Genomic DNA, 24778 nt, shown 5'->3' on the forward strand with positions numbered 1-24778 from the left:
GCCCGGCCCGGAGTCCGCTCCCGGGTCCGTACCCGCGACCGCGCCCGGCCCGGAGTCCGCTCCCGGGTCCGTACCCGCGACCGCGCCCGGCCCGGAGTCCGGGCGGCTGCTGGGCGGCCGCTACCGGCTGGTGGCCCGGCTCGGGCACGGCGGTATGGGCACCGTCTGGCGGGCTCATGACGAGGTCGTGGACCGGCGGGTCGCCGTCAAGGAGCCCCGGGTGCCCGGGAACCTCGGTGCCGCCGAACGCGAGACGCTGGCGCTGCGGATGCGGCGGGAGGCCAGGGCCGCCGCCCGGATCGGGCATCCGGCCGTGGTCACCGTCCACGATGTCGTCGTCGAGGACGGAAAGCCCTGGCTGGTCATGGAGCTGGTGCCGGGGCGGTCGCTGGGGGCCCGGCTGGCGGAGGGGACGCTCGACGTCCGCGAGGCGGCCCGGATCGGGCTCGCCGTGCTGGGCGCGCTCGACGCCGCCCACGAGGCCGGGGTGCTGCACCGCGATGTGAAGCCCGACAACATCCTGCTCGCGCCCCGGGATCCGGGACGGCCGGGGTACGAGGGCGAACCTCAGGGGTACGACGGCGAGCCGGACCACGGTCCCGCCGAGCGGGTCGTGCTCACCGATTTCGGCATCGCCCGGGTCGAGGGCGAGCAGGGGCTCACCGAGACGGGGGCGTTCGTCGGCTCGCCCGAGTACATCGCCCCCGAGCGGGTGCGGGGAGAGCGGCCCGGCCCGGCGTCGGACCTGTGGTCCCTCGGTGTCGTGCTGTACACGGCCGTCGAGGGCGTGTCGCCGTTCCGCCGGTCGAACGCCGCCGCCACCCTCCAGGCGGTGGTCTCGGCCGAACCGCCCGCGCCGTCCCGCGGCACCGGGCCCTTCGGACCGCTGGTGCTCCGCCTGCTGAACAAGGACCCGGCCCTGCGGCCGGACCGGGCGGAGGTCCGGCGGACCCTGGAGTCCCTGGCCCGGCCCCCGCGGCCGGTACCCCTGCCGCAGGCCCCGTACCCGGGGTTCGGCGCGCCCCTCGCCCCCGGCGCCGGCCCGGCCGCCCCCGGTGCCACTCCGCCCGCGGTCCCCGGTTTCGGCCCCGCCGGGCCGCCCGCCGCGGCCGCCCCGGTCACCGCCGGGAGCGGCGGCCCGGGCCCCGGCCCCGTACCGGCCCCGCGCCGCCGCCGCGCGGTGTGGTTCGCGGCCGTCGGCGGGGTGCTCGCCCTGGCGGCCGCCGCGGCCCTGGTGGTGACGGACCCGTTCGGCGGCGGCGACGGGACGGGGCTCCCCGGCGGCTGGGAGGTGCGCAACGACCGCGAGGTCCTCTCCGCCTCGGTGGCCGTGCCCTCCGACTACCGGCGCGCCCAGCACCCCAGCGACGCCCGGGTGACGTACTACGACCCCAGCGGGGTTTTCGAAGTCGGCCTCGAAAAGGTCGAGACGGCCGAACAGAAGGGCGGGCGCACCCCGACCCCGGCGGCCTGGCGGGAGTTCTACGAACGCGGCGGCAAGGACGGCCGGGACTTCAAGGCACAGCGGGTGACCGTCACCGAGCACAGGCACCAGGGTGCCGAAGCCTTCGACTCGACCCTCACCTATCTCCCCTACTACTCCGCGGCGAGGGAAGAGGAGGAGGTGCGGTTCCGCCGCCAGGAACGCGTCGTCGTCACCGGCGGCGGGGCGGGCGGCTCCGGGGCGCGGGTGTACTGGCTGCTGCGGGTCTCGGGACCGGCCGAAGGCTGGGCGGCGAAGGAGGGCGACCGGCTTTTCGACACCATCACCGGCCATCTGCGGATCGAAGGGCTCTAGCCGGTGCCCGCGGGCGATCGCGGGGGCACTGCAACCTCCGCCTCACCGGCCAAATTTTCGAACAAGCCGCTGATCAGGACTTATGTGCCAGTCATTACTGGCGCGATGGTACGGGTCCGGCCAAAGCTGTTACCGACGGGTACCCAAAGGTGTTCCGGAGGCATACGCTCGGCCTCATGAAGGACGCGAAGGCCCCGGCCGCCCCCCTCGGCACCAACCCCAGAGCCGCCGCACCGGCCGGCGCCCGTACCGCCGCTGACGTGGTCACCCCCGAGGTGGTCGCCCGGCTGACCCACGGGGTCGCCGGCTCCGGCCGGACGGCCAACCACAGCCCCTTCACCGGCGAGAAGCTGGCCGATCTGCCCGAATCCACGCCCGCGGATGTGGCGGCGGCCTTCGCCCGGGCCCGGGCCGCCCAGCCCGGCTGGGCCGCGGTCCCGGTCCGGACCCGCGCCGCCGTCCTGCTCCGCTTCCACGATCTGGTGCTGGCGCGGCAGGCCGAGGTCCTCGACCTCATCCAGCTGGAGACCGGCAAGGCCCGGCTCCACGCCCACGAGGAGATCCAGGCCGTCACGGTCGCCGCCCGCCACTACGGCCGCCGGGCCGCGTCCTATCTCCGGCCCCGCCGCCGTGCGGGCGTGGTGCCCGTCCTCACCAAGACCACCGAACTGCGCCAGCCGCGCGGTGTCGTGGGCCAGATCGCGCCCTGGAACTACCCCCTGGAACTCTCCGTCGGCGATGCGCTGCCCGCCTTCGTCTCGGGCAATGCCGTCGTCATGAAGCCCGACACCGAGACCGCGCTGACCGCCCTGTGGGCGCGTGAACTGCTGGTCGAGGCGGGTCTGCCGGAGGCGGTCTTCCAGGTCGTCATCGGCGAGGGCCCGGTGGTCGGACCCGAGGTGGTCCGCCACGCCGACTACGTCTCCTTCACCGGCTCCACCCGCACCGGCCGCGAGGTCGCCCGGGGCGCCGCGGATCGGCTGGTGGGCTGCTCCCTCGAACTCGGCGGCAAGAACGCCATGCTCGTACTGCACGACGCCGATGTGGAGCGGGCCGCGGCGGGCGCCGTCCGCGCCTGCTTCTCCTCCGCCGGACAGCTCTGCATCTCCATCGAGCGGTTGTACGTCCACGAGTCGGTCGCCGATGCCTTCCTGGAGCGGTTCACCGCCCGGACGAAGGCGATGCGCCTCGGCAACTCCCTGGCGTACGGAGCCGAGATGGGCTCGCTGGCGGGGGAGCGGCAGCTCGAAACCGTGGTCCGCCATGTCGACGAGGCCGTCGCCAAGGGCGCGACCGTCCTGGCGGGCGGGGTCGCCAGGCCCGATATCGGCCCGCTGTTCTACGAGCCGACCATCCTCGAAGGCGTCGGGGAGCCGATGGCGGTCTGCGCCGAGGAGACCTTCGGCCCGGTGGTCTCCGTCTACCGCTTCTCGGACGAGGACGAGGCCGTCGAGCGCGCCAACGCCACCCCGTACGGCCTCAATGCCAGCGTCTGGACCCGGGACGGCCGGCGGGGCCATGCCGTCGCGGCCCGGCTCCGTACCGGCACGGTCAACATCAACGAGGGATACGCCCCCGCGTACGGCAGTGTCCAGTCCCCGATGGGCGGCATGAAGGACTCCGGTCTGGGGCGGCGCCACGGCTCCGAGGGCATCCTCAAGTTCACCGAGGCACAGACGGTCGCCCAGCAGCGGGTGATGCCGATGGGCCCGGCGTTCGGGATGGACGACGAGAAGTACGCGGCGCTGATGAGCCGTTCGCTCAGGCTGATGAAGGCGTTCGGGCTGCGCTGACCGGCGCCGCCCGGCCGCGCGCCCGCGCCGTCGCGGGCCCGTTCCCCACCTTCGTACGGAGGAGAGCACCATGCCCGCGGTACCCCCTGCCCGCGCCGCCGCGACCGCCGCCGGTGACGCTGGTGACGAGGCCTACGACTACGACGTGGTCGTCGTCGGCTCCGGCTTCGGCGGGGCGGTCTCGGCGCTCCGCCTCACCGAGAAGGGCTACCGGGTCGGGGTCCTCGAAGCGGGCCGCCGCTTCACCCGCGAGAGCCTCCCCAGGAACTCGTGGGACCTGCGGAACTTCCTGTGGGCCCCGGCGCTCGGCCTCTACGGCATCCAGCGCATCCATCTCCTGGGGAAGGTGATGGTGCTCGCGGGCGCCGGGGTCGGCGGCGGGTCCCTGAACTACGCCAACACCCTCTATGTCCCGCCCGCCGCCTTCTTCCGGGATCCGCAGTGGAAGGACATCACCGACTGGGAGGGCGAGCTGCGGCCGTACTACGACCAGGCCCGCCGGATGCTCGGTGCCCGGCTGAACACCACGACGACGGCGGCGGACGTCCATCTGAAGGCCACGGCCGAGGCGATGGGCATCGGCGACACCTTCCATATGGCGCCGGTCGGCGTCTTCTTCGGCGACGGCCACGACGGTCACGACGGCGCTCCCGCGCCCGGATCGGAACCCGCGCCCGCGCCGGGGCCGGGGCCCGGGCCCGCGGAGGCGGCCGGTCCGGTGGGCGGGACCGCCCATGACGGCCGGGCCGCCGCGGACGGCCCGGCCGGTGGGCACGGCGGTACCGGGCACGGCGGCACCGGGCAGGGCGGCAGCGGCCGCGGGGTACGGGCGGCGCCCGGCGAGGAGGCGGCCGACCCCTACTTCGGCGGAGCCGGGCCCACCCGCCGCGCCTGCGTCCAGTGCGGCGAGTGCATGACCGGCTGCCGCCACGGCGCCAAGAACACCCTCAACGAGAACTACCTCCATCTCGCGGAGCGCGCCGGGGCCGTCGTCCACCCCATGACCACCGTCGTCGGCCTCGGCGAGGACGGGTACGGCGGCTACTCCGTGGCCACCGTCCCCACCGACCGGCGCCGCCGGGGGCCGGGGCGGGTCTTCCGGGCCCGCCGGGTCGTCGTCGCGGCCGGGACCTACGGCACCCAGTTGCTGCTGCACCGGATGAAGGACACCGGGGAGCTGCCGCGGCTGTCGCGGCGGCTGGGCGAGCTGACCCGTACCAACTCCGAGGCGGTGGTGGGGGCGCAGACCGACGACCGGCGCTACCGCGCACGCCATGGCGCGCCGCGCGTGGACTTCACCCGCGGGGTGGCCATCACCTCGTCCGTCCACCCCGACGAGCACACCCATATCGAACCCGTGCGGTACGGGCGGGGCTCCAACGCCATGGGGTTGCTGACGACCTTCCAGGTGCCCTACCGCCCGGGCGCCGGGCGGCCCCGGTTCGGCCGCGGCCGGGTCGCGGGCTGGCTCGGCCGGATGGTCCGCCATCCGGTGACGGCGCTCCGCTCGCTCTCGTACCGCCACTGGTCGGAGCGGACCCTCATCTGGCTGGTGATGCAGTCGGTGGACAACTCCCTCACCGCCTACCGCAAACCCTCCGGTCTCGGAAAGGGGCTGCTGACCGCCCGGCAGGGGCACGGCGCGCCCAATCCGACGCAGCTGGCGGTGGCCACCCGGGCGGCGAGCGTGCTCGCCGACGAGATCAACGGCTTCGCCGGGTCGAACGTCGGCGAACTGATGGGCACCCCGCTGACCGCGCACTTCCTGGGCGGCTGTCCGATCGGCGCGGACGCGGAGTCGGGTGTGATCGACCCGTACCACCGGCTCTACGGCCACCCCGGGATCTCCGTCGTCGACGGCGCGGCCGTCACCGCGAACCTCGGGGTCAACCCCTCCCTGACGATCACCGCGCAGGCCGAGCGGGCGATGTCGTTCTGGCCGAACCGCGGCGAGCGGGATCCGCGCCCGGCCCAGGGGGAGCCGTATCTCCGGCCGGAACCGGTGGCCCCGCGGGCGCCCGCGGTACCGGAGGGGGCGTTCGGCGCGCTGAGGCTGCCGTTCCTGGGAGTGCCGGTGGTTCCGCCGCGGGCCGGAGCCGGGCCGGTGGGAACGGTTCCGGCCGACACCGGGCCGTCCGGAACCTGGCCCACCGGTACCGAGGCGGCCGGTACCGGGCGGGCAGAGGGGCCCGGGGCCGGGGCCTGAAGGCCGCGGGGGCCCGAGCCGGTTCCCGCCGTACGCCCCGGCTGCTCCGGCACTCCGCCGGTATCCGGCCGCAGGCGTACGGAGGGGCCGCTGCGCCCCCCTCCGAGCGCAGCGGCCCCTCCGGGTCGCGTGGATCGCCCGCCGGGCCGCCCGGTCGGCGGACGGTCAGGCGGACGGTCGGGTTCAGGCGGTCGCGTCGCCCCGGCGGCGCTTCAGCGCGAAGACCACACCCGCACCGGCGAGCACGGCGACACCGCCGACGACCCCGATGACGGGGAGCGCGTCGGAGGAGCCGGTCGCGGCCAGGTTGCCGGTCACCGGCACGTCCTTACGGCCGCCCTGGGGTTCGGAGCCGTTGCCGGAGCCGGGCTTGCCGGGCTTGTTCGGCTTGCCCTTGCCGGGCTTGCCCTCGGCGTCGCCGCCGCCGCCCGGCTTGCTGCCCGCCGCGAGGATCGCGAACTCGTAGTCCATCGGCAGACCGATGATGCAGTTGTTCTTCTCGTCGTACTGGACGCCGAGAGTCATCAGGAACGCCGTCCCGGCGGGGGCCTTGCCGTCGACCTTCAGCCGCAGCTCCAGCTCGGCGTACTCGCCGGCCTTCAGCTGGTCGGTGTCGCCGAGGTAGGCCGCGTCGATGTCCACGTCCTGCCAGGTGCCGCCGTACTTGGCCTGGAGGGTGACGTACTTGATGATCTCGTCGAAGTCGTCGCCCGTGTACGCCTCGACCAGCAGGTACGTCGTGACCGACTCCAGCGCCCGGTCGGAGTCGTTGGCGACGCGGTAGGTGAAGTTCTGCCAGCCGCTGCCCGCGACGACCTTCGACGGGAGCCCGCGGAGGGTCGTCTTGAGGTCCTTGCTCTCGGTCTCGGTGGCGCACTCCTCCTCGCCCTCCTCGCCGCCCTCTTCCCCTTCGCCCGGCTTCACGGGCGGCTGGCCGTTGCCGTTGCCGGGGTTGGTGCCGGGCTCGCCGGGCTTGCCGCCCTCGCCCTCGCCCTCGCCGGGCTTCCCGGGCTCCTTGTCGCCCTCCTTGCCGGGCTCGGCGGGCTGCTGGCCGTCCTGGCCCGCGGACTCGCCGTCGGTCTTGCCGCCGTCGGTCTTCCCGTCCCCGGCCGCGCCGTCCTCGCCCTTGCCCGGCTCGGTGTCCCCGGCGGTACCGCCCTCGGTGGAGCCGGTGCCCGGCTCCTTCTCCGGGTCGGTGGCGGGGGTGCCCGGGTTGCCCGTAGTGGTGGAGGCGGCGGGGTCGGACACCCCGGTGGCCAGGGCGGCCGGAGCCGACAGCAGGGCGAGGGGGGCCAGGACGGCGGACGCCGCGGCGACGGCCGCGGCACGACGGAGCTTCATAAGACCTCAGTGCTCGGCGGGTCGAATGCCGCGGGATTACGGCATTCGATCATCGAATATCCGGTGACTTCCGTGAATCGCGGGATGTGATGGCACGGAGGTGATCACAGATACGCCAGAGACGACTGGGTGGTGGCCGAAAAGGTTGTAAGGAAACTGACGGAAAGTTTATGTGGCCTGTATCACCGATATCGGAACCAAAGCCATGATCAATTCCATTCGGGGTGTCGCCGTGGTTACCGGGCGAAGCCGATGGCCCGGCCCGGCCCCGCCCGTCCCCTCCCGTCCCCGCCCACCCGGGTCCCGGCTCCGGTGACGGCGAAGGGCCCCGCGGGGCGCGGAGCCGCGGGGCCCTGGGCGGCGCCGGGGGGTGCGCCGCGGGGGTGTGGTCGTGGTGGGTGCCGACGGGAGTGGTGCTGCCGGTGGTGCGGGGTGCCCGGCGCGTGGATTCGCGGGGGCGCCCCGGCGGGGGTCGTCCGGCGGGGCGGTCCGGACGGGACTGCGGCCGGTTCCGGGCGTCCCCGGAACCGGCCGCCGGGGTGACCGGGCTGCTGTCCCCTGCCGACCGGTCACGCGCGCTGGCGCGAGGTCCCACGACGTACCTGCGTACGTCACACGCTCCAGCGGAGCCACGCGTGGTTTTCCTGCGGGGCCGCCCCTGGCTGGCACGGCACCGGGACCAACGAAGCCCCGTCTCCCGCGGTCACGCGCCGTACGGGTGAGAGCGCACCCGAACTCAGATACGGCCACCGCCCGGCGGCCCGGACCGGGCGGTCAGACGCGGCCCCGGCACAGCTCCAGGACCGTCAGCGCGAGCGCCGTACCGGGCTTGCCGAGCGCGTCCCGGAAGTGGGTGAGGACGTCCATCTCGCGGGAGAGGTTCACCCGGCGGCCGCCGGAGGCGATCCGGGCGTCCTGGATGACGGCGGAGACCGCCATCCGTTCCTGGACCAGACCGATGATCCGGTCGTCGAGCGCGTCGATCCGGTCCCGGGCCCCGGCAATCAGCTCGGCGGCCTCGGGGGTGTGGGCGCCGGTGGTCTCGGCGGGCGTCTGCGGGGTGCGCGGCAGCACGGCGCCGGCGGTGGCAGTGGTGGCAGTGGTGGCAGTGGCGGTGGATACGGCGGACACGGGGGCTCCTCGAAGGGTGCGGGGGCGCCCGGCGGAAGGACCCGGAAACGACGGAGCGCCCCGGACCGTTCCCGGCCGGGGCGCTCTGTCGAAGTCGCTTGTCAGTTGCTCAAGCAGCACGACCGTGGCAGCCGGACGGGCCGGTGCCATAGGTAAAGACGAAGGTCTGGTGCTGCTGCATGGGCGCCAGTATGGCCTCCCGGCCCGCCGGACGCCAAAGCCGGGGCCGGATCGTGAGACGGGCCCCGCCCCGGTGCCCGCCCCCGCCCCGGCCCGGCTTTCGCTCCGCCCCGGCTTTCACCCCGGCCTCCGGCGCCCGGGAATCAGGGCCCGCGGGCCCCGGAACGAACCGTGGGGCCCCGGGCACCCTCCGTATCCGGGGCGGCGGGCCGTCCGGCGCCAGTAGAATCGGGTACACCGACCCCCGCCAGCCCTCGCCGGAAGGCCGCCAGTGTCCTCAGCGCCCGCCGCCGCGCCCGATGTCGTACTCGTCGTCGACTTCGGCGCGCAGTACGCCCAGCTCATCGCCCGACGCGTCCGTGAGGCCCGGGTCTACTCCGAGATCGTGCCCTCCACCATGCCGGTGGCGGAGATGCTGGCCAAGAACCCGAAGGCGATCATCCTCTCCGGTGGTCCCTCCTCCGTCTACGCGGACGCCGCGCCCCGGCTGGACCGGGCGATCTTCGAAGCCGGGGTGCCCGTCTTCGGCATGTGCTACGGCTTCCAGCTGATGGCCACCACCCTCGGCGGCACCGTCGACAACACCGGTGCGCGCGAGTACGGCCGTACCCCCCTGAAGGTCACCAAGACCGGTTCGACCCTCTTCGAGGGCACGCCCGCCGAGCAGCCGGTGTGGATGTCCCACGGCGACGCCTGCTCCGCCGCGCCCGAGGGCTTCACCGTCACCGCCTCGACGGACGTGGTGCCGGTCGCCGCCTTCGAGAACGACGAGAAGAAGCTCTACGGCGTGCAGCACCACCCCGAGGTGATGCACTCCACCTACGGCCAGCAGGTGCTGGAGCACTTCCTCTACCGGGGCGCCGGCATCGAGCCGTCCTGGACCACCGGCAATGTGATCGACGAGCAGGTCACCGCCATCCGGGAGCAGGTCGGCAGCAAGCGCGCCATCTGCGGACTCTCCGGAGGCGTGGACTCCGCCGTGGCCGCGGCCCTGGTCCAGAAGGCCATCGGAGCCCAGCTCACCTGCGTCTACGTTGACCACGGCCTGATGCGCCAGGGCGAGACCGAGCAGGTCGAGAAGGACTTCGTGGCCGCGACCGGCGTCCAGCTGAAGGTCGTCGACGCCCAGGAGCGCTTCCTGACCGCCCTCGCCGGGGTCTCCGACCCCGAGGAGAAGCGGAAGATCATCGGCCGGGAGTTCATCCGGGTCTTCGAGCAGGCGCAGGCCGAGATCGTCGCCGAGGGCGCCGCGGGCGGCGAGGACGTCGCCTTCCTCGTCCAGGGCACCCTCTACCCGGACGTCGTCGAGTCCGGCGGCGGCACCGGCACCGCCAACATCAAGTCCCACCACAATGTCGGCGGACTCCCGGACGACCTGGAGTTCGAGCTGATCGAGCCGCTGCGGAAGCTGTTCAAGGACGAGGTCCGGATGGTCGGCCAGGAGCTGGGCCTGCCGGACGAGATCGTCCAGCGCCAGCCCTTCCCCGGCCCCGGCCTCGGTATCCGTATCGTCGGCGAGGTCACCCGCGAGCGGCTGGACCTGCTGCGCGAGGCGGACGCCATCGCCCGTGAGGAGCTGACCGCCGCCGGTCTGGACCGCGAGATCTGGCAGTGCCCGGTGGTCCTCCTCGCCGATGTCCGCAGCGTGGGCGTCCAGGGCGACGGCCGGACCTACGGCCACCCCATCGTGCTCCGCCCGGTCTCCTCCGAGGACGCGATGACCGCGGACTGGACCCGGATGCCGTACGACGTACTGGCCCGGATCTCGACCCGGATCACCAACGAGGTCGCCGACGTCAACCGTGTCGTCCTCGATGTCACCAGCAAGCCGCCGGGGACCATCGAGTGGGAGTGAGCCCCCTCCGGGGGACTCCCCGACACCTCCCGCAGCGGACCCGCCCCGGAGCGGGCACCCGCTGAGGGAACGCTGTCCGGAGCGAACGCCTTCCGGAGCGGCGGCTTTCCGGAGCGAACAAGCGAGTACCGGCGCGCCCCCGTGGATCCTTCCGCGGGCGCGCCGGTGTCTCCGGCCCGGCACCGGCCCGCACGCCCGCCCGGCGTACGCATGTCTCTGTTCACCTGCGGACCCGCGCGCTACGGTCCGCGCATGACGCAGCAGACGCCCGCGCCGCCGCCTCCGCCCGTCCCCGCGTCGGCTCCCGCCGGTCCCTCGGCCGCGCCGTCGGCCGTCCCCCCGCCCGCCCCCTCGCCCGTTCCGGTGGAACGGCTCCGCTTCGAACTGCCGCCCGTCCACGAGACCCCGGCCGCCGAACGGGCCCACCGCAAGGAGCGGCTCGCCGGAGCGCTGCGGATCCTCGGCCGCCACGGCTGTGAGGACGGGGTCTCCGGGCATATCACCGCCCGCGATCCGGGCTACCCCGACTGCTTCTGGGTCAACCCCTTCGGGCTGCCGTTCGCCCTGGTCACCCCCGCCGATCTGGTGCTGGTCAATGCCCGCGGCCAGGTCGTCGACGGCGACCGGCACATCAACCAGGCCGCCTTCGCCGTCCATGCCCAGGTGCATCTCGCCCGGCCCGCCGTGGTGGCCGTGGTCCACACCCACAGCCTCCACGGGCGGGCGCTCGCCGCCCTCGGCGAGCTGATCGACCCCCTCACCCAGGAGGCGTGCGCCTTCTACGAGGACCATGCGCTGGTGAACGCGTACACCGGGGTCGCCGTCGACGAGGAGGAGGGCCGCCGGATCGCCGGTGCCCTCGGCCCCCGCAAGGCACTCGTCCTGCGCAACCACGGCCTGCTGACCGTCGGGGATTCGGTGGACGCGGCCGTCTGGTGGTTCCTGTCCATGGAGCGCTGTGCCCAGGTGCAGCTCATGGCGCGCGCGGCCGGGAAGCCCGTACCGATCGGACACCGGGACGCGGTCGCCACCCGCGGGCAGCTCGGCACCGACCTCGCCGCCTGGATCAGCTTCCAGCCGCTGTGGCGCGAACTGACGGCCGGTGAACCGGGCCGCGGCCGCGGCCGTGACCGCCATCGGACGGAGGGCGCGGAAAAGGAACCCTCTTCACGGTGAGCCGCCTGGCCCTCCCGTACGTATGGTCAACGACGGTGACCGGGTACGACCGGGTAAGACCGGGCCCGGCGGTACGACGGGCCGATCCGGAAGGAGACTGACCGGCGATGGCGCACACACGGCGGGACACGGCGGAGGCGGACGGCGGGAGCGGCGGATTCCGCGCTCTCGTCAACAGACTGCGGGAACTGGGCGTCCGGTACGCCCTGCTGCCGCTGCGGATCTTTCTGGGCGTGACCTTCCTCTACGCCGGACTGGACAAGCTCGGTGACAGCACGTTCCTCGCGGCCCAGGGCGCCGGGTCCATCGGCGAGCTGATGCGGGCGGTCCGGGACGGCTCCGCCGTCCCCTGGCTGGTCGATCTGGCCCTGGAGAACCCGGTGGCCTTCGGCGAGGCGATCGCCTGGGGAGAGGTGGCCGTCGGCGTCGGCACCCTCGCCGGGCTGCTCGGCCGGCTCGCCGCGCTCGGCGGGGCGCTGATCTCGCTGAGCCTGTGGCTGACCGTCAGCTGGCAGACCGAGCCGTACTACTACGGCAACGACCTGGCCTACTTGATGGCCTGGCTGCCGCTGGTGCTGGCCGGAACGGCCGCGCCGTCCCTGGACGCGCTGCTCGCGAAGCGGCGGCGCCGCAGGCCGTAGTGGGCGAGCCCCACCGCGCCGGCCAGCGTCAGCCCGCCGAAGGCCACCGGGAACACCACGTACCACGGGGTGCTCCAGTCCCCTGCCGCGTCGCCCGCGAAGAGCAGGGCGGTGACCAGGACGGCGGTACCCGCGGTGGCCCGGCCGGGGCGGAAACCGTGCAGCAGCGGCCGCCCCTTCCCACCGCCGCAGCGCACCGGCGCCTCCTTCGCGCCAGGGGCGTCGCGCGAGTCGCCGGGGCCGCGCCGGTCGCCGGGGCCGCGGGAGCTACCGGGGCCGCGGGGGGCGCGCGGCGCGTGCGCCGGGCCGCCGCCCGTCGCCGGGGGCGCCTCCCGGCCCTCCCGGCCCTTGGGGTCCTTGCGGTCCTCCCGGCCCGCCGGGTTGTCCCGCTCAGGGTGCGGCACGGGCCACCTCCACCTGTCCGACGCCGACTTCGATATGCAGCTCGACCGTGCCCCCCGCCGCGGTGTCCGGGGTCTTCCCGGCGGGCGCGGGCAGGGTCACCCTGCGCTCCTGGCCGGGCGAGACGTCGATATCGTCCTCCGGATCCCCGGGGAGTCTGATGTCCCCGACACCGGCCGCCGCCCGCAGCTTCACCACGGCGTTCGCCGGGACCACGACCTTGGCCTTGCCCAGCCCCACCTCGGCCCCGGTCGTCACGGTCGCGCCCGCCGTCAGTGGCAGTTTCGACAGGTCCAGTACCGCGACCCCGGTGCCCAGTTCGTACGACGGCCGTACGTCGCCGAGCGCGGCGGGCTGCCAGGTCGTCCGCCGCCAGTCCGTACCGATGTCCTTGGGGATCGCCGCCGCCCCCGCCAGCAGCAGGGCGGTGACCACCGTCAGCAGGACCGTGCCGAAGCCGGTCCGGCCCAGGAACGAACTGATCACCAGGCCCAGTCCGAAGACGCCCAGGGCCGCCACCAGACCGATCTGGAGACTGGTGCCGAGCGGATTGCCGTCCCAGCTCAGCTTGATGCCGAGGAAGCAGGCCACCGCCGCGAACCCGAAGAGCGAACCGCCGATCGGCCGTGGACCGCGGTCCCCGGCGCTCTTCTCCCGGGCACCGGACCCGCCGCGGGGCGTGCGCCGGGGCGCCGCGCCCCGCGCGTCCTCCGGCCCCCAGAGGTACTCGGGCTCCGGCGGGGGCGGCGGTGTCTCCTTGGCGATCGGGTCGCGCCACCACGAGGGGCTGTCCGGCGCGGGCGGTGCCTTCGTCTCCGGCGGCGCGTCCGGGACGGCGTGCGCCGCCCCGGCGGCCCCCGGCGCCCCCGGGACGGTGTCCTGCGGCGACGACGTACGCCGCCGGGACCAGACCGCGACACCGACCGTGGCGACCGCGAGCTGGACGGCGAAACCTATCGTCCCCGGGCTGGTCAGCATGGTCAGGAAGAGCCCGCAGCCGAGCAGCGCCAGCAGCACCGCGGTCAGCGCCGTACCGTCGACCCGGCCGCCCATCAGCCGGCGGCCCTCCGACTCCTCCTCGCCCTCGGCGGGGATCAGCAGCCAGGCGAAGCCGTAGAAGACCAGACCGAGACCGCCGGTCACCGCGAGCACCCCGACCACCACCCGGAAGATCACCGGGTCGACGTCGCAGTAGCGGCCCAGGCCGCCGCAGACCCCGCCGACGACCCGGTGACGCTGGTCACGGCGGAGCTGCCGGGCCGGCTGCGCCGCGAGGGGAGCGGCGGGCGGCTCGTCGGACGGACCGGCGGGCGGCGTCGGGGTCGGGGTCGACTGCTTCATACGTCCATGGTGACGGCACCGGCCCGCGGACGGGACCGGGGACGACCCTGGCCCGACCCTGATATCCGCGACCGCCCCCGGGCCCTTCCCGGCTCCGCCCCGGCCCTGCCCCGGCTCCTCCGGGGCCTGCCGGGCCCGGACCGTACCGCCCTCAGGGTCGTTCTCGGGGTCGCCCCTGATACCGGCGGGCCGTCGTTCGTGTGACGATCGAACCATGCCCGCCGCCCCGCCCCGTCCCACCGCCGAGCCCCCGCGCGCCGAACGCACCGAACGCGCCGAGCGCCCGGCGCGCGCCAACGCGCCCGAGGACGGCGTCCCGTGGCGCAGGCTCTACCGCAGCGCCGACGGCCGGCTGCTCGGCGGGGTGGCCCGCGGCCTCGCCGGGCATCTGGGCGTGCCCGTCGCCTGGGTGCGGCTGGTCTTCGTCGGGCTGCTCCTCGCCGACGGCCTCGGCATCCTGCTGTACGCGGCGTTCTGGGTCTTCGTCCCGCTCGGTATCGGCGGCCGGGCGGCCGACACCGAGCACCGCTCCCTCTTCGAGCCGTCGGACGACGGCCGCCGCCGGCTCCGCAGACCCGACAAGGGCCAGGTGTTCGCGCTGGCGGCCCTCGCGGCCGGCTTCCTGATCTTCCTCGGGGACCTCAACTCCACCGACCGCGCCAACCGCTATATCTGGCCGACCCTGCTGATCGGCGCCGGTGTGGTGCTGGTGTGGCGGCAGGCGGACAACGCCCGCCGGGCGAGCTGGACCGCGGCCGGTTCCCGCCACAGCGGGCTGTTCCAGGTGGTCCGGCTGGTCGTCGGGGTGGGACTCGTCGGCATGGGACTCACCGTCTTCGTGGTCGTCCGGGGCTCCGCCGCCCAGCTCGGCAATGTCCTTACCGCCGCCATCGCCGTCATCGCCGGTATCGCCCTGCTCGCCGGACCCTGGCTGGTCCGGATGAGCCAGGACCTCTCCGAGGAGCGGACGATGCGCATCCGCGCCCAGGAGCGGGCCGAGGTCGCCGCCCATGTCCACGATTCCGTACTGCACACCCTCACCCTCATCCAGCGCAACGCCGACGACGCCGGAGAGGTCCGCCGGCTGGCCCGGGCCCAGGAGCGCGAGCTGCGCAACTGGCTCTACAAGCCCGAGGGCACCGGCAAGGAGGAGGACGAGGAGCCCGGGACCCTCGCCGAAGCGGTGAAGAAGGCCGCCGCCGAAGTCGAGGACAAGCACGGCGTCCCGCTGGAGGTCGTGGTCGTCGGCGACTGCCCCCTCGACGACAAGCTCTCCGCCTGTATGCAGGCCGCCAGGGAGGCGATGGTCAACGCCGCCAAGTACGGTGGCGAAGGCGGCCCGGTTCAGGTGTTCGCCGAGGTCGACGGCAGGACCGTCTTCGTCTCGGTCCGCGACCGCGGCCCCGGGTTCGACCCCGACTCCGTTCCCGGGGACAGAATGGGAGTCCGGGAGTCGATCGTCGGCCGGATGCAGCGCAACGGCGGTACGGTCCGGCTCACCTCGGCGCCCGGGGAGGGCACGGAAGTGGAGCTGACCATGGAGAGGGCGGACGCATGACGTCGCAGCAGGCAGGACAGGCCGGTCCGGCGGGGGAGGGGGCCGGTGGCCCCGGTCGCCGGGTCAGGGTCGTCCTCGTCGACGACCACCGGATGTTCCGCACCGGGGTCCAGGCGGAGATCGGCCGCACCGACATCACCGGCGTCGAGGTCGTCGGGGAGGCCGCCGACGTCGACCAGGCCGTGACCGTGATCACCGCCACCCGCCCCGAGGTCGTCCTGCTCGACGTCCACCTCCCGGGCGGCGGCGGGGTGGAGGTGCTGCGCCGCTGCGCCCCGCTGATGAGCGCGGCCGAGCACCCCGTCAGATTTCTGGCGCTCTCGGTGTCGGACGCCGCGGAAGACGTCATCGGGGTCATCCGCGGCGGCGCCCGCGGCTATGTGACCAAGACCATCACCGGTACGGATCTGGTCGACTCCGTCTTCCGGGTCCAGGAGGGGGACGCCGTCTTCTCGCCCCGGCTGGCCGGGTTCGTACTCGACGCCTTCGCCTCCACCGACGCCCCGCCGATCGACGAGGACCTCGACCGGCTCACCCAGCGGGAGCGCGAGGTGCTCCGGCTGATCGCCCGGGGGTACGCGTACAAGGAGATCGCCAAGCAGCTCTTCATCTCGGTGAAGACGGTCGAGTCCCATGTCTCGGCGGTGCTGCGCAAGCTCCAGCTCTCCAACCGCCATGAGCTGACCCGCTGGGCGACGGCGCGCCGGCTGATCTGAACCGGGCCGGGCGGCCCGGCGGACCGGGTACCCGGCGGCCCCGGTCCCGTACGGCGCCGGGCCCCGGCCCCGGCACGGCGCCCGGCTTCGTACGGCACTCCGTTTCGCACAGCACTCCGTTTCGTACGCCGCGCCCGGCCTCGTCCGGGCACTCCGTTTCGTACGGCGCCCGGCTTCGTACGCCGCGCCCGGCCGGCGGGCTCCCGCCCGCGCCCGGTCTCACGCGGGCCGGGTCGCGCCCGCGAACGGCATCTCGTCCACCGGCGCGATCCGCACCGGCGCACCCGGGCGCGGCGCGTGGATCATCCGCCCGCCGCCGACGTACAGCCCGACATGGGTGATGCCCGGATAGAAGAAGACCAGATCCCCCGGCGCCAGTTCGGAGCGCGCGATCCGGCGGCCCGCGCCGATCTGGGTGTACGTGGTCCTCGGCAGGGCGACCCCGGCCGCCCGCCACGCCGCCTGCGTCAGCCCGGAGCAGTCGTACGACGCCGGCCCGGTGGCGCCCCAGACGTACGGCTTCCCCAGGGCGCCGTAGGCGTACGCCACGGCCCGGGCCGCCCGCGGCGAACCCGCCGGTACCGCGGGCGGCCCGGGACGGGCCCCGGCCGGACCGGCGGCCGCCGCGTCGTACGCGGCCCGCTCCCGGGCGTCCAGCCGCTTCAGCAGGCTTTCGGCGGCGGCCAGCTTCCGCTGCACCACGGCCTTGCGGCGGGCCAGTTCGCCCTGGCGGTCCCGGAGTTCGCCGACCCGGTGGCCCGCGCGGTCCCGCAGCCGGTCCAGCTCGGCCAGCCGCCCGCGGACATCCGCCACGGCCGCCGCGTGCCGCTCGCCGACCAGCCGGTCGATCGCGGCCCGCTCCAGAAAGCCGTCGGGGTCGGACTCCAGGGCGAGCCGGATCACCGGATCCACGGCCCCGGCGCGGTACTGCGCCCCGGCGAGGGAGCCGAGCGCGTCCCGGGTGGCGTTGAGCCGCTCCGCCCGGCGGGCGCTCTCGTCCCGCAGCCCGTCCAGCTCCTCCCGGGCCCGGTCGGCCCGCTCCTTCGCGCCGTTGTACGCCTCGGTCGCCGCCTCCGCCTCCTGGTAGAGCTTGTCGACCCTGGCCTTGACCTGCGCCGGAGTGAGCACGGTGTCGGCGGAGCCGGTGCCCTGGAAAGCGGTGGCGGTGGCCGCGCCCGCGAGCGCCAGGGTGGTGGCGGTGCGGGCTGCGGGCCGTGCGGCGAAGGGGTAACGCCGCGCCTGCTTCGGTTTGCGGTGCGCTGCCACGAGGGCGTCCACGTCCTTTCCGTACCTGCCGGGACCCTGCCGGGCCCGGCGAACCTCCGGGGCAGGACGCTAGGCGGGAGGTAACGGTCCGGTGGCGGAACGACTGATTCTGCCCGAAGCCGGTCAACTCGACTCTCTTGTGTGACCGATTGCTTACCGAGCGTGCGGGCGTCGGGGAGTTCGTGACCGAAGCGGCGAATGAGGCTCACCTGACCGAAGAGGGGTGATATGGCGGCGGTTAGGCTCCGCCCCATGGACGTACTCATCAATGTCTTCGTGGCGCTGCACATCATCGGAATCGCGTCCCTGCTCGGCGGCTTCCTCACTCAGATGAAGTCGATGGGCGAGGGCGCCGCCCGCTTCACCCCCGCGATGCTGCACGGCGCGCTGACGATGCTGGTCACGGGTGTTGCCCTGGTCGGGCTCAACCAGGCCGACGACCAGACGGTCAACAACCTCAAGATCGGCATCAAGATGGCCGTCCTGGTGGTGATCCTGGCGCTGGTCTACGTCAAGCGGGACGACGAGCGGGTGGAGAAGCCGCTCTTCGCCGCGGTCGGCGGGCTGACCACGGTGAACATCCTCATAGCGACGATCTGGACCTGAGCCGGACCTGAGCCGGACCGGGGGCGGACGCCCGGGCGGGCCCGGCCCCGGCGGCGGAGGCCGCCGCGGCCACCGGGCGGGAGTTCCGGCGGACGGCCACCCGCTGTCGGTGCCCCGGCATAGACTCGGAGAGCGATGAGCAGCCTCTTTGACGAAGACTTCCTGGCGAACCTCCAGCCCGAGGAGGAGCCCCCGCATCCCGAGGACCGCGAGGCCCCCGAGGAGCAGACCCGGGAGGAGGTTCCGGACGACCTCTTCCAGGGCGCTTTCGACCTGCCGCCCGAGCGTGACGCGTACCACCGCGACGGCGCCCCGCGTACGGTCGTCGACCCCGCGGCCCTGCTCGAAGGGCTGAACGACGAGCAGCGCGCCGCCGTCGTGCACTCGGGCTCGCCCCTGCTCATCGTCGCCGGAGCCGGTTCCGGCAAGACCCGGGTGCTCACCCACCGGATCGCCCATCTGCTGGCCACCCGGCAGGTCCACCCCGGCCAGATACTGGCGATCACCTTCACCAACAAGGCCGCCGGGGAGATGAAGGAGCGCGTCGAGCAGCTCGTCGGCCCCCGCGCCAACGCGATGTGGGTCTCCACCTTCCACAGCGCCTGTGTCCGGATCCTCCGCCGCGAGTCCAAGAAGCTCGGCTTCACCTCGTCGTTCTCCATCTACGACGCGGCGGACTCCAAGCGGCTGATGGCCCTGGTCTGCCGGGATCTGGACCTCGACCCGAAGAAGTTCCCCCCGAAGTCCTTCAGCGCCAAGATCTCCAACCTGAAGAACGAGCTGATCGACGAGGAGAGCTTCGCCGACCAGGCCGCCGATGGTTTTGAGAAGACCCTCGCCGAGGCGTACCGGATGTACCAGTCCCGGCTGCGCGAGGCCAACGCCCTGGACTTCGACGACATCATCATGACCACGGTCCACCTCCTCCAGGCCTTCCCGGATGTGGCCGAGCACTACCAGCGGCGCTTCCGCCATGTCCTCGTCGACGAGTACCAGGACACCAACCACGCCCAGTACACCCTGGTCAGGGAGCTGGTCGGGACCGGCAGGGAGGATCTGCCGCCCGCCGAGCTGTGCGTCGTCGGCGACGCGGACCAGTCGATCTACGCCTTCCGCGGTGCCACCATCCGCAACATCCTCCAGTTCGAGGAGGACTACCCGGAGGCCACCACGATCCTCCTGGAGCAGAACTACCGCTCCACCCAGACCATCCTCTCCGCGGCCAACGCCGTGATCGAGCGGAACGAGAGCCGCCGCCCCAAGAACCTCTGGACCAAGGCGGGCGACGGCGCGCGGATCACCGGCTATGTCGCCGACACCGAGCACGACGAGGCCCAGTTCGTCGCCGACGAGATCGACCGGCTCACCGACGCGGGCGACGCGAAGGCCGGCGATGTCGCCGTCTTCTACCGCACCAATGCCCAGTCCCGGGTCTTCGAGGAGATCTTCATCCGGGTCGGCCTGCCCTACAAGGTCGTCGGCGGCGTCCGGTTCTACGAGCGCAAGGAGGTCAGGGACGTCCTGGCCTATCTGCGGGTCCTCGCCAACCCCGAGGACAACGTCCCGCTCCGCCGTATCCTCAACGTCCCCAAGCGCGGGATCGGGGAGCGGGCCGAGGCGATGATCGACGCCCTGGCGCTCCGCGAGAAGATCACCTTCCCGCAGGCGCTGCGCCGGGTCGACGAGGCGTACGGCATGGCCGCCCGCTCCGCCAACGCCGTCAAGCGGTTCAACGTCCTGATGGAGGAGCTGCGGACGATCACGGAGTCCGGGGCCGGTCCCGCCGTCGTCCTGGAAGCCGTCCTGGAGCGGACCGGCTATCTTGCCGAACTCCAGGCGTCGACCGACCCGCAGGACGAGACCCGGATCGAGAACCTCCAGGAGCTGGCCGCGGTGGCGCTGGAGTTCGAGCAGGCCCGGTCCGACGAGGAGGGCGCGGGCACCCTCGCCGAGTTCCTGGAGCAGGTGGCGCTGGTCGCCGACTCGGACCAGATCCCCGACGAGGACGAGGAGGGCGCGGGCGTCATCACCCTGATGACCCTCCACACCGCGAAGGGGCTGGAGTTCCCCGTGGTCTTCCTCACCGGCATGGAGGACGGCGTCTTCCCGCATATGCGGGCCCTCGGCCAGACCAAGGAGCTGGAGGAGGAGCGCCGGCTGGCCTATGTCGGCATCACCCGGGCCCGGGAGCGGCTGTATCTCACCCGGTCGACGATGCGCAGCGCCTGGGGCCAGCCCTCGTACAACCCGCCGTCGCGTTTCCTGGAGGAGATCCCCGCCCGGCATCTGGAGTGGAAGCGGACCGGCCCGATGGGCCCCGCCGCCGGTGCGGTGTCGGCCTCCTCCTTCGGCGGCGGCTCCTCGCGGATGCCGTCGATGCCGTCGGCGGGCGCGGGCGGGCGGCGTTCCGCCGCGTCCGGGTTCGCCACCGGGCGCGGGGCGTCGGAGCGGCCGGTGATCGCACTGGCGATCGGGGACCGGGTCACCCATGACCAGTTCGGTCTCGGGACCGTCGTCGAGGTCAAGGGCTCGGGTCCGGACGCCCAGGCGACCATCGACTTCGGGGACCCCAAGCCCAAGCGGCTGCTGCTGCGGTACGCGCCGGTCGAGAAGCTGTAGCCCGCCCGGCGGTCCCGGGCGGCCGCGCCGCCCGGGGCGTACGGGCTCCCCGGAGCCCGGCTTTCCCGGCCGCTACGGCCGGGAGTCCGGTACATCCGGTGTATCTGCACGCGGCTGTACGGGCCGAGGGCAATCGCCCGCGGCCCGTGCCGTGTGCTCAGAGCGGGTTGAGCCCCTTGCTCTGGAGCCAGGTCAGCGGATTGACATGGGAGCCGCCGCCGGGGCGCACCTCGAAGTGGAGGTGCGGGCCGGTGGAGTTGCCGGAGTCGCCGGCGTAGCCGATGACATCGCCCGCCTTCACCTTGCCGTAGCGGACCTTGGCGGACGCCAGATGGCAGTACCAGGTCTCGGTGCCGTCCGGCGCGGTCAGGATGACCATGTTCCCGTAGGCCCGGTTGTACTGCGTCCGGACCGTGCCGTCGGTCGCGGCCATCACCTCGGCGCCGTAGTCGACGGGGAAGTCGATGCCGGTGTGCAGGGCCATCCAGTTGACTCCGGACTGGCCGTAGTAGGTGCTCAGGCCCTTCTGCTTCACCGGCAGCGCGAACTTGGGCCGCAGCGCCTCGCGCCGCTTGGCCTCCGCCTCGCGCTTCTGCCGCTCCGCCTCCTGGCGGGCCTTGAGGTCGATGCGCTCCTGGGTGCGGGAGGCGCGGTCCCCGAAGTCCCGGGCCTCGGCGCTGAGCGCGGCGAGCTGGGTGTCCACCCGGGAGTTGGCCGCGATCTGCTCGGTGGGCGTGTCCGCGGCGGCCAGCGTGGTGGTGTCTTCCTTCACCTTCGGCTCGGCGCCGATATCGCCGACGGAGGCGGCCGCGATACCCGCGACTCCCATCACACAGGCGGAGGGAACGGCGACGGTCAGCAGCGCCGAACGCTTGGCGGGGGTACGGCGCCGACCGCGGCCGCCGTTGCCCGCGCGGCGCACGGGGCGGGGCGTGACGGGGGCGACACCGGTGATCGAACCGTAGTCCGGCTCGTCCTCGCCGTCGTGCTCCTGCGGTGTGTCGTAACCGGAACCCGTGCCGTCTTCGGGCTCGCCGGAGCCGTGGTGCGGGGCGGGCTCGCCGTCCACCACGGGCACGACCGCGGTGGCGTCGGCGTCCGGCACGAACTCCTGGCCGGGGAAGTCCTGGCCGGGGAACTCCTGGTACTCCTGGAAGTTCTGGCCGTCGAAGTCCTGCTGGGTGCCCGGGAGTTCCTGATCCGGCGTGTACTGCTGGGGGACGAGGGGGAGCGCTTCGGCGTCCGCGCCGGGCGTTCCGGCGCCCTCGGCGGTGTTCCAGGCGGTGGCGTCATAGGCCCCCGACTCGAAGGAGGGCGCGCCCCAGGAACCGCCGTTGTCATAGGTGTACGTGGCGGCCGGGTCCTGGCCGGTGGCCTCCGCGGGCTGCTCCGCGGGCGCGGCCCAGGCGGAGGCGTCCCACTGACCCGTGGTGCCGTACGTCGACTCGTAACCGGCGGTCGCCGCCTGCTCGGTCCCCGTGGTGTCGTAACCGCCCGCGCCGTAGGCGTCGTAGCCGCCGTAAGGAGCGGCGGTCTGCTGGGAACCGGTGTCCCACTGGCCCGCGTCGTAGTGGGTGCCGTGGTCCGTGCCGGACTCGGGGAGAACACCGAAGAGCGGGTCGGTGTCGAAGCTGCCGGTGGGGTAAGTGTCGTGGCCGACGTACCCGGCGTGGGCGTGCTGGTCGTTCACCAACTTCTCTCTCGCCTCGGCAGCAGGACCGCTGGGTCTGGGGTCGTCGAGCAAGTCGGAACCCAGAGGGGAAACCAGTGGCGCGACTGTACCCGGCGGTATGCGGCGCCGACAATCTTCCGCAGGTTTTGCGCGGTCAGGAAAGGGGCATTCGAGCGTCTTTCGGCGAGGCGGCGGGAGAGCTTTGGCCGTACGTTCGAAATTCGTTCGACAAACCGTCACCGGCTGTGAGGCTCTGCGGTGACCCTGTCGCGGGGGCGCGCCGGGACCTCCGTCCGGGGCGGGCCCGGGCCTCCGGCGGCTTGGCGCCCGGACACGGTCAGGCAACCGCCACGGGCTCCCCGGCGGCGGTGTCCGCGCCGACCGATCCGGGTGTACCGGGCGCCGCGCCCAGGACCTCCCGGATCCGGGCGGCGACGGCGGGATGGACCGGCAGCGCAAGATGGCCGATGCCGGTCACCCGCACATTCTCGGCACGGAGGTCGGGGTGGTCGACCCGGGCCGTCTCCACCGGATCCATCCACTGGTCCAGCTCGCTCCAGAAGCTGGTGAAACGGGTCCGGCAGCCCGGCGCGGCGCGCCGCAGCTCCTCGATGACCGGGGAGTCCGGCCGCATCTGGCGCACGATCGGGTGGGCGCTGGCGAGCGGGGCGACCCGGGTACCGGAGTGCGGAGTGCCCAGCGTGACCACGTTCCGTACCCGCAGATCACCGCCGAGGCACTGGCTGTAGTAGCGGGCGATCAGCCCGCCCAGGCTGTGGCCGACCAGATCGACCCCTTCCCGGCCGGTACGGGCACAGACCTCTTCCACATGGCGGCCCAGCAACTGCGCCGCCGCCCGGATGTCGCAGGTCAGTGGCGAGTAGTTCAGACACTGGAGATCCCGCCAGCCGTGCCGGGCCAGCGAACGGCGGAGCAGCACGAACACCGAGCGGTTGTCCACGAACCCATGGAGCATGATCACCGGCCGGGGCGGGGAGCCCGCCGCCGCGGCCGGTGCCGGGCGCTCGTCGGTCAGACCGGAGGGGTAGAGCAGCAGATGCCCCGCGAGGATCGCCAGCTCCAGGGCGTTCGCCCGGAGCGCCGTGGACGGCATCCGCAGTTCGCACAGCTCGCGGAGCTGCTCCACCGTGCGGCGGCTGCCGGTGAGGAGGGCGGTGGGGTCGGGCCCGGACAGGGGGCCGAGATTCCGGGGGATGAAGGACAGAACCTGCATGGGCCGGCCTCCGTACGCGCACGGAAGACGACGCCGGCTCCCGCACGCCCTCAGGGAACCGCTTCCCGCGTCCCCGTCGGACCCGGGCGGCTCGGCCGTGCGGACCGGAAGCGGCTCCTTCGGCGGCGCGCCCGGCCGGGGAGGCGTGTACGCCTTCCGTCGCGGGTACGCCGCATATCGAACGTGTCCCACATGTGATTTCCCCCTCCCGGTGCACCGCGAAACGGCCGGGTGCGGGATGCTGTGGATAACGATCGTTCACTCGATGGCGCAGTGAGTGTGTGGAGGCAGAGATGGGTGTGACCGGTCCGATCCGCGTAGTGGTGGCCAAACCCGGTCTCGACGGGCACGACCGCGGGGCCAAGGTGATCGCACGGGCCCTGCGGGACGCGGGCATGGAGGTCATCTACACCGGTCTCCACCAGACACCCGAGCAGATCGTCGACACCGCGATCCAGGAGGACGCGGACGCGATCGGCCTGTCGATCCTGTCCGGCGCGCACAACACCCTCTTCGCCAGGGTGCTGGAGCTGCTCAAGGAGCGGGACGCCGAGGACATCCGGGTGTTCGGGGGCGGGATCATCCCCGAGGAGGACATCGCCCCGCTGAAGGAGAAGGGCGTGGCGGAGATCTTCACCCCGGGCGCGACAACGACGTCCATCGTCGCCTGGATCACCACCACGCTGTCGCCTCCCGCGGGGTCGCCTCCCGCTGGGGGGTAGCCCGGCCCCGGAGCCGTGGGTGGCCGGTTCCGCGTGTCCGGCCGCGGGCCGTCCATGGCTTGTTGCGCAGTTCCTCGCGCCCCTGGGTACCTGTGCCTGCGGCCCTTGCCTGGTGCGGGTGCTTCAACGGTGGTCGAGTCCCGCTCTTCGTGGGGTCGTCACCCGGTCTTGTCTGGTTCGGGCAGGTCGGTGGCCTCCGGGCTCACCTCCTCGCCACGTGCGATGCACCGCCCTGAAGCGCGTCGGTCTGGTCGCCCGTGGCTGCGGGGGCGACCCTGCACCCCCCTCCCCACGGACCCGCACATGGAAGCCCCCGGACCCGGAGATGCCGACAGGGTCCCGCGCCAAACAATGGACGCACATCCCCAGGGCGGGCCCGCACCCCGAGAGAGCACACACCCTCCGGGGATGGGTCACCACAAGACATGTCCTCCCCCGGTGACGGCGACACCATCAGGGGCTTTGCGGTGCTGCTCAAGTCGGGGTCACGTGGGAGTGGGGTGCAGGGTCGCCCCCGCAGC

The 24778-nt window shown here is 73.4% G+C and carries 18 protein-coding genes; 11 read left to right on the plus strand and 7 right to left on the minus strand.

Features of this window, described 5'->3' with window-relative positions; all coding sequences use genetic code 11:
- The 3 genes from ACWDR0_RS29650 to ACWDR0_RS29660 form a co-directional block, all read left to right on the plus strand.
- Positions 1–1798, plus strand: a 1798-nt coding sequence (locus ACWDR0_RS29650) for a serine/threonine-protein kinase (protein ID WP_456354880.1), incomplete at its 5' end; no start/stop codon positions are given.
- Positions 1799–1974: 176 nt separating this feature from the next.
- Positions 1975–3591 carry a succinic semialdehyde dehydrogenase gene (locus ACWDR0_RS29655; protein ID WP_456354881.1) on the plus strand — a complete coding sequence of 539 codons (1617 nt, stop codon included), beginning with the start codon at positions 1975–1977 and terminating at the stop codon, positions 3589–3591.
- A gap of 70 nt (positions 3592–3661) precedes the next feature.
- Complete coding sequence (locus tag ACWDR0_RS29660; RefSeq protein WP_456354882.1) at positions 3662–5797, plus strand: GMC oxidoreductase; 2136 nt, start codon at positions 3662–3664, stop codon at positions 5795–5797.
- 183 nt (positions 5798–5980) lie between these two features.
- Here the strand turns inward: ACWDR0_RS29660 and ACWDR0_RS29665 are convergent, their stop codons facing one another.
- Both ACWDR0_RS29665 and ACWDR0_RS29670 read right to left on the minus strand, forming a co-directional pair.
- Entirely contained in the window at positions 5981–7138 is a 1158-nt protein-coding gene (locus ACWDR0_RS29665; protein WP_456354883.1) for an LPXTG cell wall anchor domain-containing protein, read from the minus strand.
- A gap of 774 nt (positions 7139–7912) precedes the next feature.
- On the minus strand, positions 7913–8269 hold the full coding sequence (locus ACWDR0_RS29670; RefSeq protein WP_456354884.1) for a chorismate mutase: 357 nt from the start codon (positions 8267–8269) through the stop codon (positions 7913–7915).
- 451 nt (positions 8270–8720) lie between these two features.
- Here ACWDR0_RS29670 and guaA point away from each other — a divergent pair, with 451 nt between their 5' ends.
- From guaA to ACWDR0_RS29685, 3 genes are all read left to right on the plus strand, one after another.
- Positions 8721–10304: a glutamine-hydrolyzing GMP synthase gene (gene guaA / locus ACWDR0_RS29675; RefSeq protein ID WP_456354885.1), complete on the plus strand. Its 1584-nt coding sequence runs from the start codon at positions 8721–8723 to the stop codon at positions 10302–10304.
- A 252-nt stretch (positions 10305–10556) separates the two neighbouring features.
- Entirely contained in the window at positions 10557–11480 is a 924-nt protein-coding gene (locus tag ACWDR0_RS29680) for a class II aldolase/adducin family protein (RefSeq protein ID WP_456354886.1), read from the plus strand.
- Positions 11481–11587: 107 nt separating this feature from the next.
- Positions 11588–12121, plus strand: a complete 534-nt coding sequence (locus ACWDR0_RS29685; protein WP_456354887.1) for a DoxX family protein — start codon at positions 11588–11590, stop codon at positions 12119–12121.
- Here the strand turns inward: ACWDR0_RS29685 and ACWDR0_RS29690 are convergent.
- The gene (locus tag ACWDR0_RS29690; RefSeq protein ID WP_456354888.1) at positions 12028–12525 is read right to left on the minus strand and encodes a hypothetical protein; all 498 of its coding nucleotides are present in this window, start codon (positions 12523–12525) and stop codon (positions 12028–12030) included. The two genes, ACWDR0_RS29685 and ACWDR0_RS29690, sit on opposite strands and share 94 nt — an antisense overlap.
- Positions 12512–13864 (minus strand): PspC domain-containing protein, encoded by a 1353-nt coding sequence (locus ACWDR0_RS29695; protein ID WP_456354889.1) that lies wholly within the window; start codon positions 13862–13864, stop codon positions 12512–12514. Before ACWDR0_RS29695 ends, ACWDR0_RS29690 begins: the two co-directional genes overlap by 14 nt.
- Positions 13865–14078: 214 nt before the next feature.
- Between ACWDR0_RS29695 and ACWDR0_RS29700 the strand changes: the two genes are divergently transcribed.
- Both ACWDR0_RS29700 and ACWDR0_RS29705 read left to right on the plus strand, forming a co-directional pair.
- Positions 14079–15422 (plus strand): PspC domain-containing protein, encoded by a 1344-nt coding sequence (locus ACWDR0_RS29700; protein WP_456354890.1) that lies wholly within the window; start codon positions 14079–14081, stop codon positions 15420–15422.
- Positions 15419–16138, plus strand: coding sequence for a LuxR C-terminal-related transcriptional regulator (locus ACWDR0_RS29705; RefSeq protein ID WP_456354891.1), 720 nt, complete (start codon positions 15419–15421; stop codon positions 16136–16138). The genes ACWDR0_RS29700 and ACWDR0_RS29705 overlap by 4 nt, the downstream gene beginning before the upstream one ends.
- A 219-nt stretch (positions 16139–16357) precedes the next feature.
- Here ACWDR0_RS29705 and ACWDR0_RS29710 read toward each other — a convergent pair whose 3' ends face one another.
- Positions 16358–17416 carry an NlpC/P60 family protein gene (locus ACWDR0_RS29710; protein WP_456354892.1) on the minus strand — a complete coding sequence of 353 codons (1059 nt, stop codon included), beginning with the start codon at positions 17414–17416 and terminating at the stop codon, positions 16358–16360.
- Between the two features lie 240 nt (positions 17417–17656).
- Here ACWDR0_RS29710 and ACWDR0_RS29715 point away from each other — a divergent pair, with 240 nt between their 5' ends.
- Positions 17657–18010 carry a hypothetical protein gene (locus tag ACWDR0_RS29715; RefSeq protein WP_456354893.1) on the plus strand — a complete coding sequence of 118 codons (354 nt, stop codon included), beginning with the start codon at positions 17657–17659 and terminating at the stop codon, positions 18008–18010.
- A gap of 135 nt (positions 18011–18145) precedes the next feature.
- Complete coding sequence (pcrA, locus tag ACWDR0_RS29720) at positions 18146–20629, plus strand: DNA helicase PcrA (RefSeq protein WP_456354894.1); 2484 nt, start codon at positions 18146–18148, stop codon at positions 20627–20629.
- A gap of 157 nt (positions 20630–20786) precedes the next feature.
- Here pcrA and ACWDR0_RS29725 read toward each other — a convergent pair whose 3' ends face one another.
- Together ACWDR0_RS29725 and ACWDR0_RS29730 are read right to left on the minus strand one after the other, a co-directional pair.
- A complete protein-coding gene (locus tag ACWDR0_RS29725; protein ID WP_456354895.1) occupies positions 20787–22319 on the minus strand; it encodes a M23 family metallopeptidase in 1533 nt (510 codons plus the stop codon).
- 319 nt (positions 22320–22638) lie between these two features.
- Positions 22639–23415 carry an esterase/lipase family protein gene (locus ACWDR0_RS29730; RefSeq protein ID WP_456354897.1) on the minus strand — a complete coding sequence of 259 codons (777 nt, stop codon included), beginning with the start codon at positions 23413–23415 and terminating at the stop codon, positions 22639–22641.
- Between the two features lie 413 nt (positions 23416–23828).
- Here ACWDR0_RS29730 and ACWDR0_RS29735 point away from each other — a divergent pair, with 413 nt between their 5' ends.
- Entirely contained in the window at positions 23829–24257 is a 429-nt protein-coding gene (locus tag ACWDR0_RS29735; RefSeq protein WP_456354896.1) for a cobalamin B12-binding domain-containing protein, read from the plus strand.
- Positions 24258–24778 lie beyond the last annotated feature (521 nt).

The sequence above is a fragment of the Streptomyces sp. NPDC003691 genome (assembly GCF_053981115.1).

Excerpts from the sequence above, each read along its gene's own strand:
- ACWDR0_RS29655 (WP_456354881.1), top strand. The coding sequence starts at position 1,975 with ATGAAGGACGCGAAGGCCCCGGCCGCCCCCCTCGGCACCAACCCCAGA.
- ACWDR0_RS29660 (WP_456354882.1), top strand. The coding sequence starts at position 3,662 with ATGCCCGCGGTACCCCCTGCCCGCGCCGCCGCGACCGCCGCCGGTGAC.
- ACWDR0_RS29665 (WP_456354883.1), bottom strand. The coding sequence starts at position 7,138 with ATGAAGCTCCGTCGTGCCGCGGCCGTCGCCGCGGCGTCCGCCGTCCTG.
- ACWDR0_RS29680 (WP_456354886.1), top strand. The coding sequence starts at position 10,557 with ATGACGCAGCAGACGCCCGCGCCGCCGCCTCCGCCCGTCCCCGCGTCG.
- ACWDR0_RS29685 (WP_456354887.1), top strand. The coding sequence starts at position 11,588 with ATGGCGCACACACGGCGGGACACGGCGGAGGCGGACGGCGGGAGCGGC.
- ACWDR0_RS29695 (WP_456354889.1), bottom strand. The coding sequence starts at position 13,864 with ATGAAGCAGTCGACCCCGACCCCGACGCCGCCCGCCGGTCCGTCCGAC.
- ACWDR0_RS29700 (WP_456354890.1), top strand. The coding sequence starts at position 14,079 with ATGCCCGCCGCCCCGCCCCGTCCCACCGCCGAGCCCCCGCGCGCCGAA.
- ACWDR0_RS29705 (WP_456354891.1), top strand. The coding sequence starts at position 15,419 with ATGACGTCGCAGCAGGCAGGACAGGCCGGTCCGGCGGGGGAGGGGGCC.
- ACWDR0_RS29715 (WP_456354893.1), top strand. The coding sequence starts at position 17,657 with ATGGACGTACTCATCAATGTCTTCGTGGCGCTGCACATCATCGGAATC.
- pcrA (WP_456354894.1), top strand. The coding sequence starts at position 18,146 with ATGAGCAGCCTCTTTGACGAAGACTTCCTGGCGAACCTCCAGCCCGAG.
- ACWDR0_RS29730 (WP_456354897.1), bottom strand. The coding sequence starts at position 23,415 with ATGCCGTCCACGGCGCTCCGGGCGAACGCCCTGGAGCTGGCGATCCTC.
- ACWDR0_RS29735 (WP_456354896.1), top strand. The coding sequence starts at position 23,829 with ATGGGTGTGACCGGTCCGATCCGCGTAGTGGTGGCCAAACCCGGTCTC.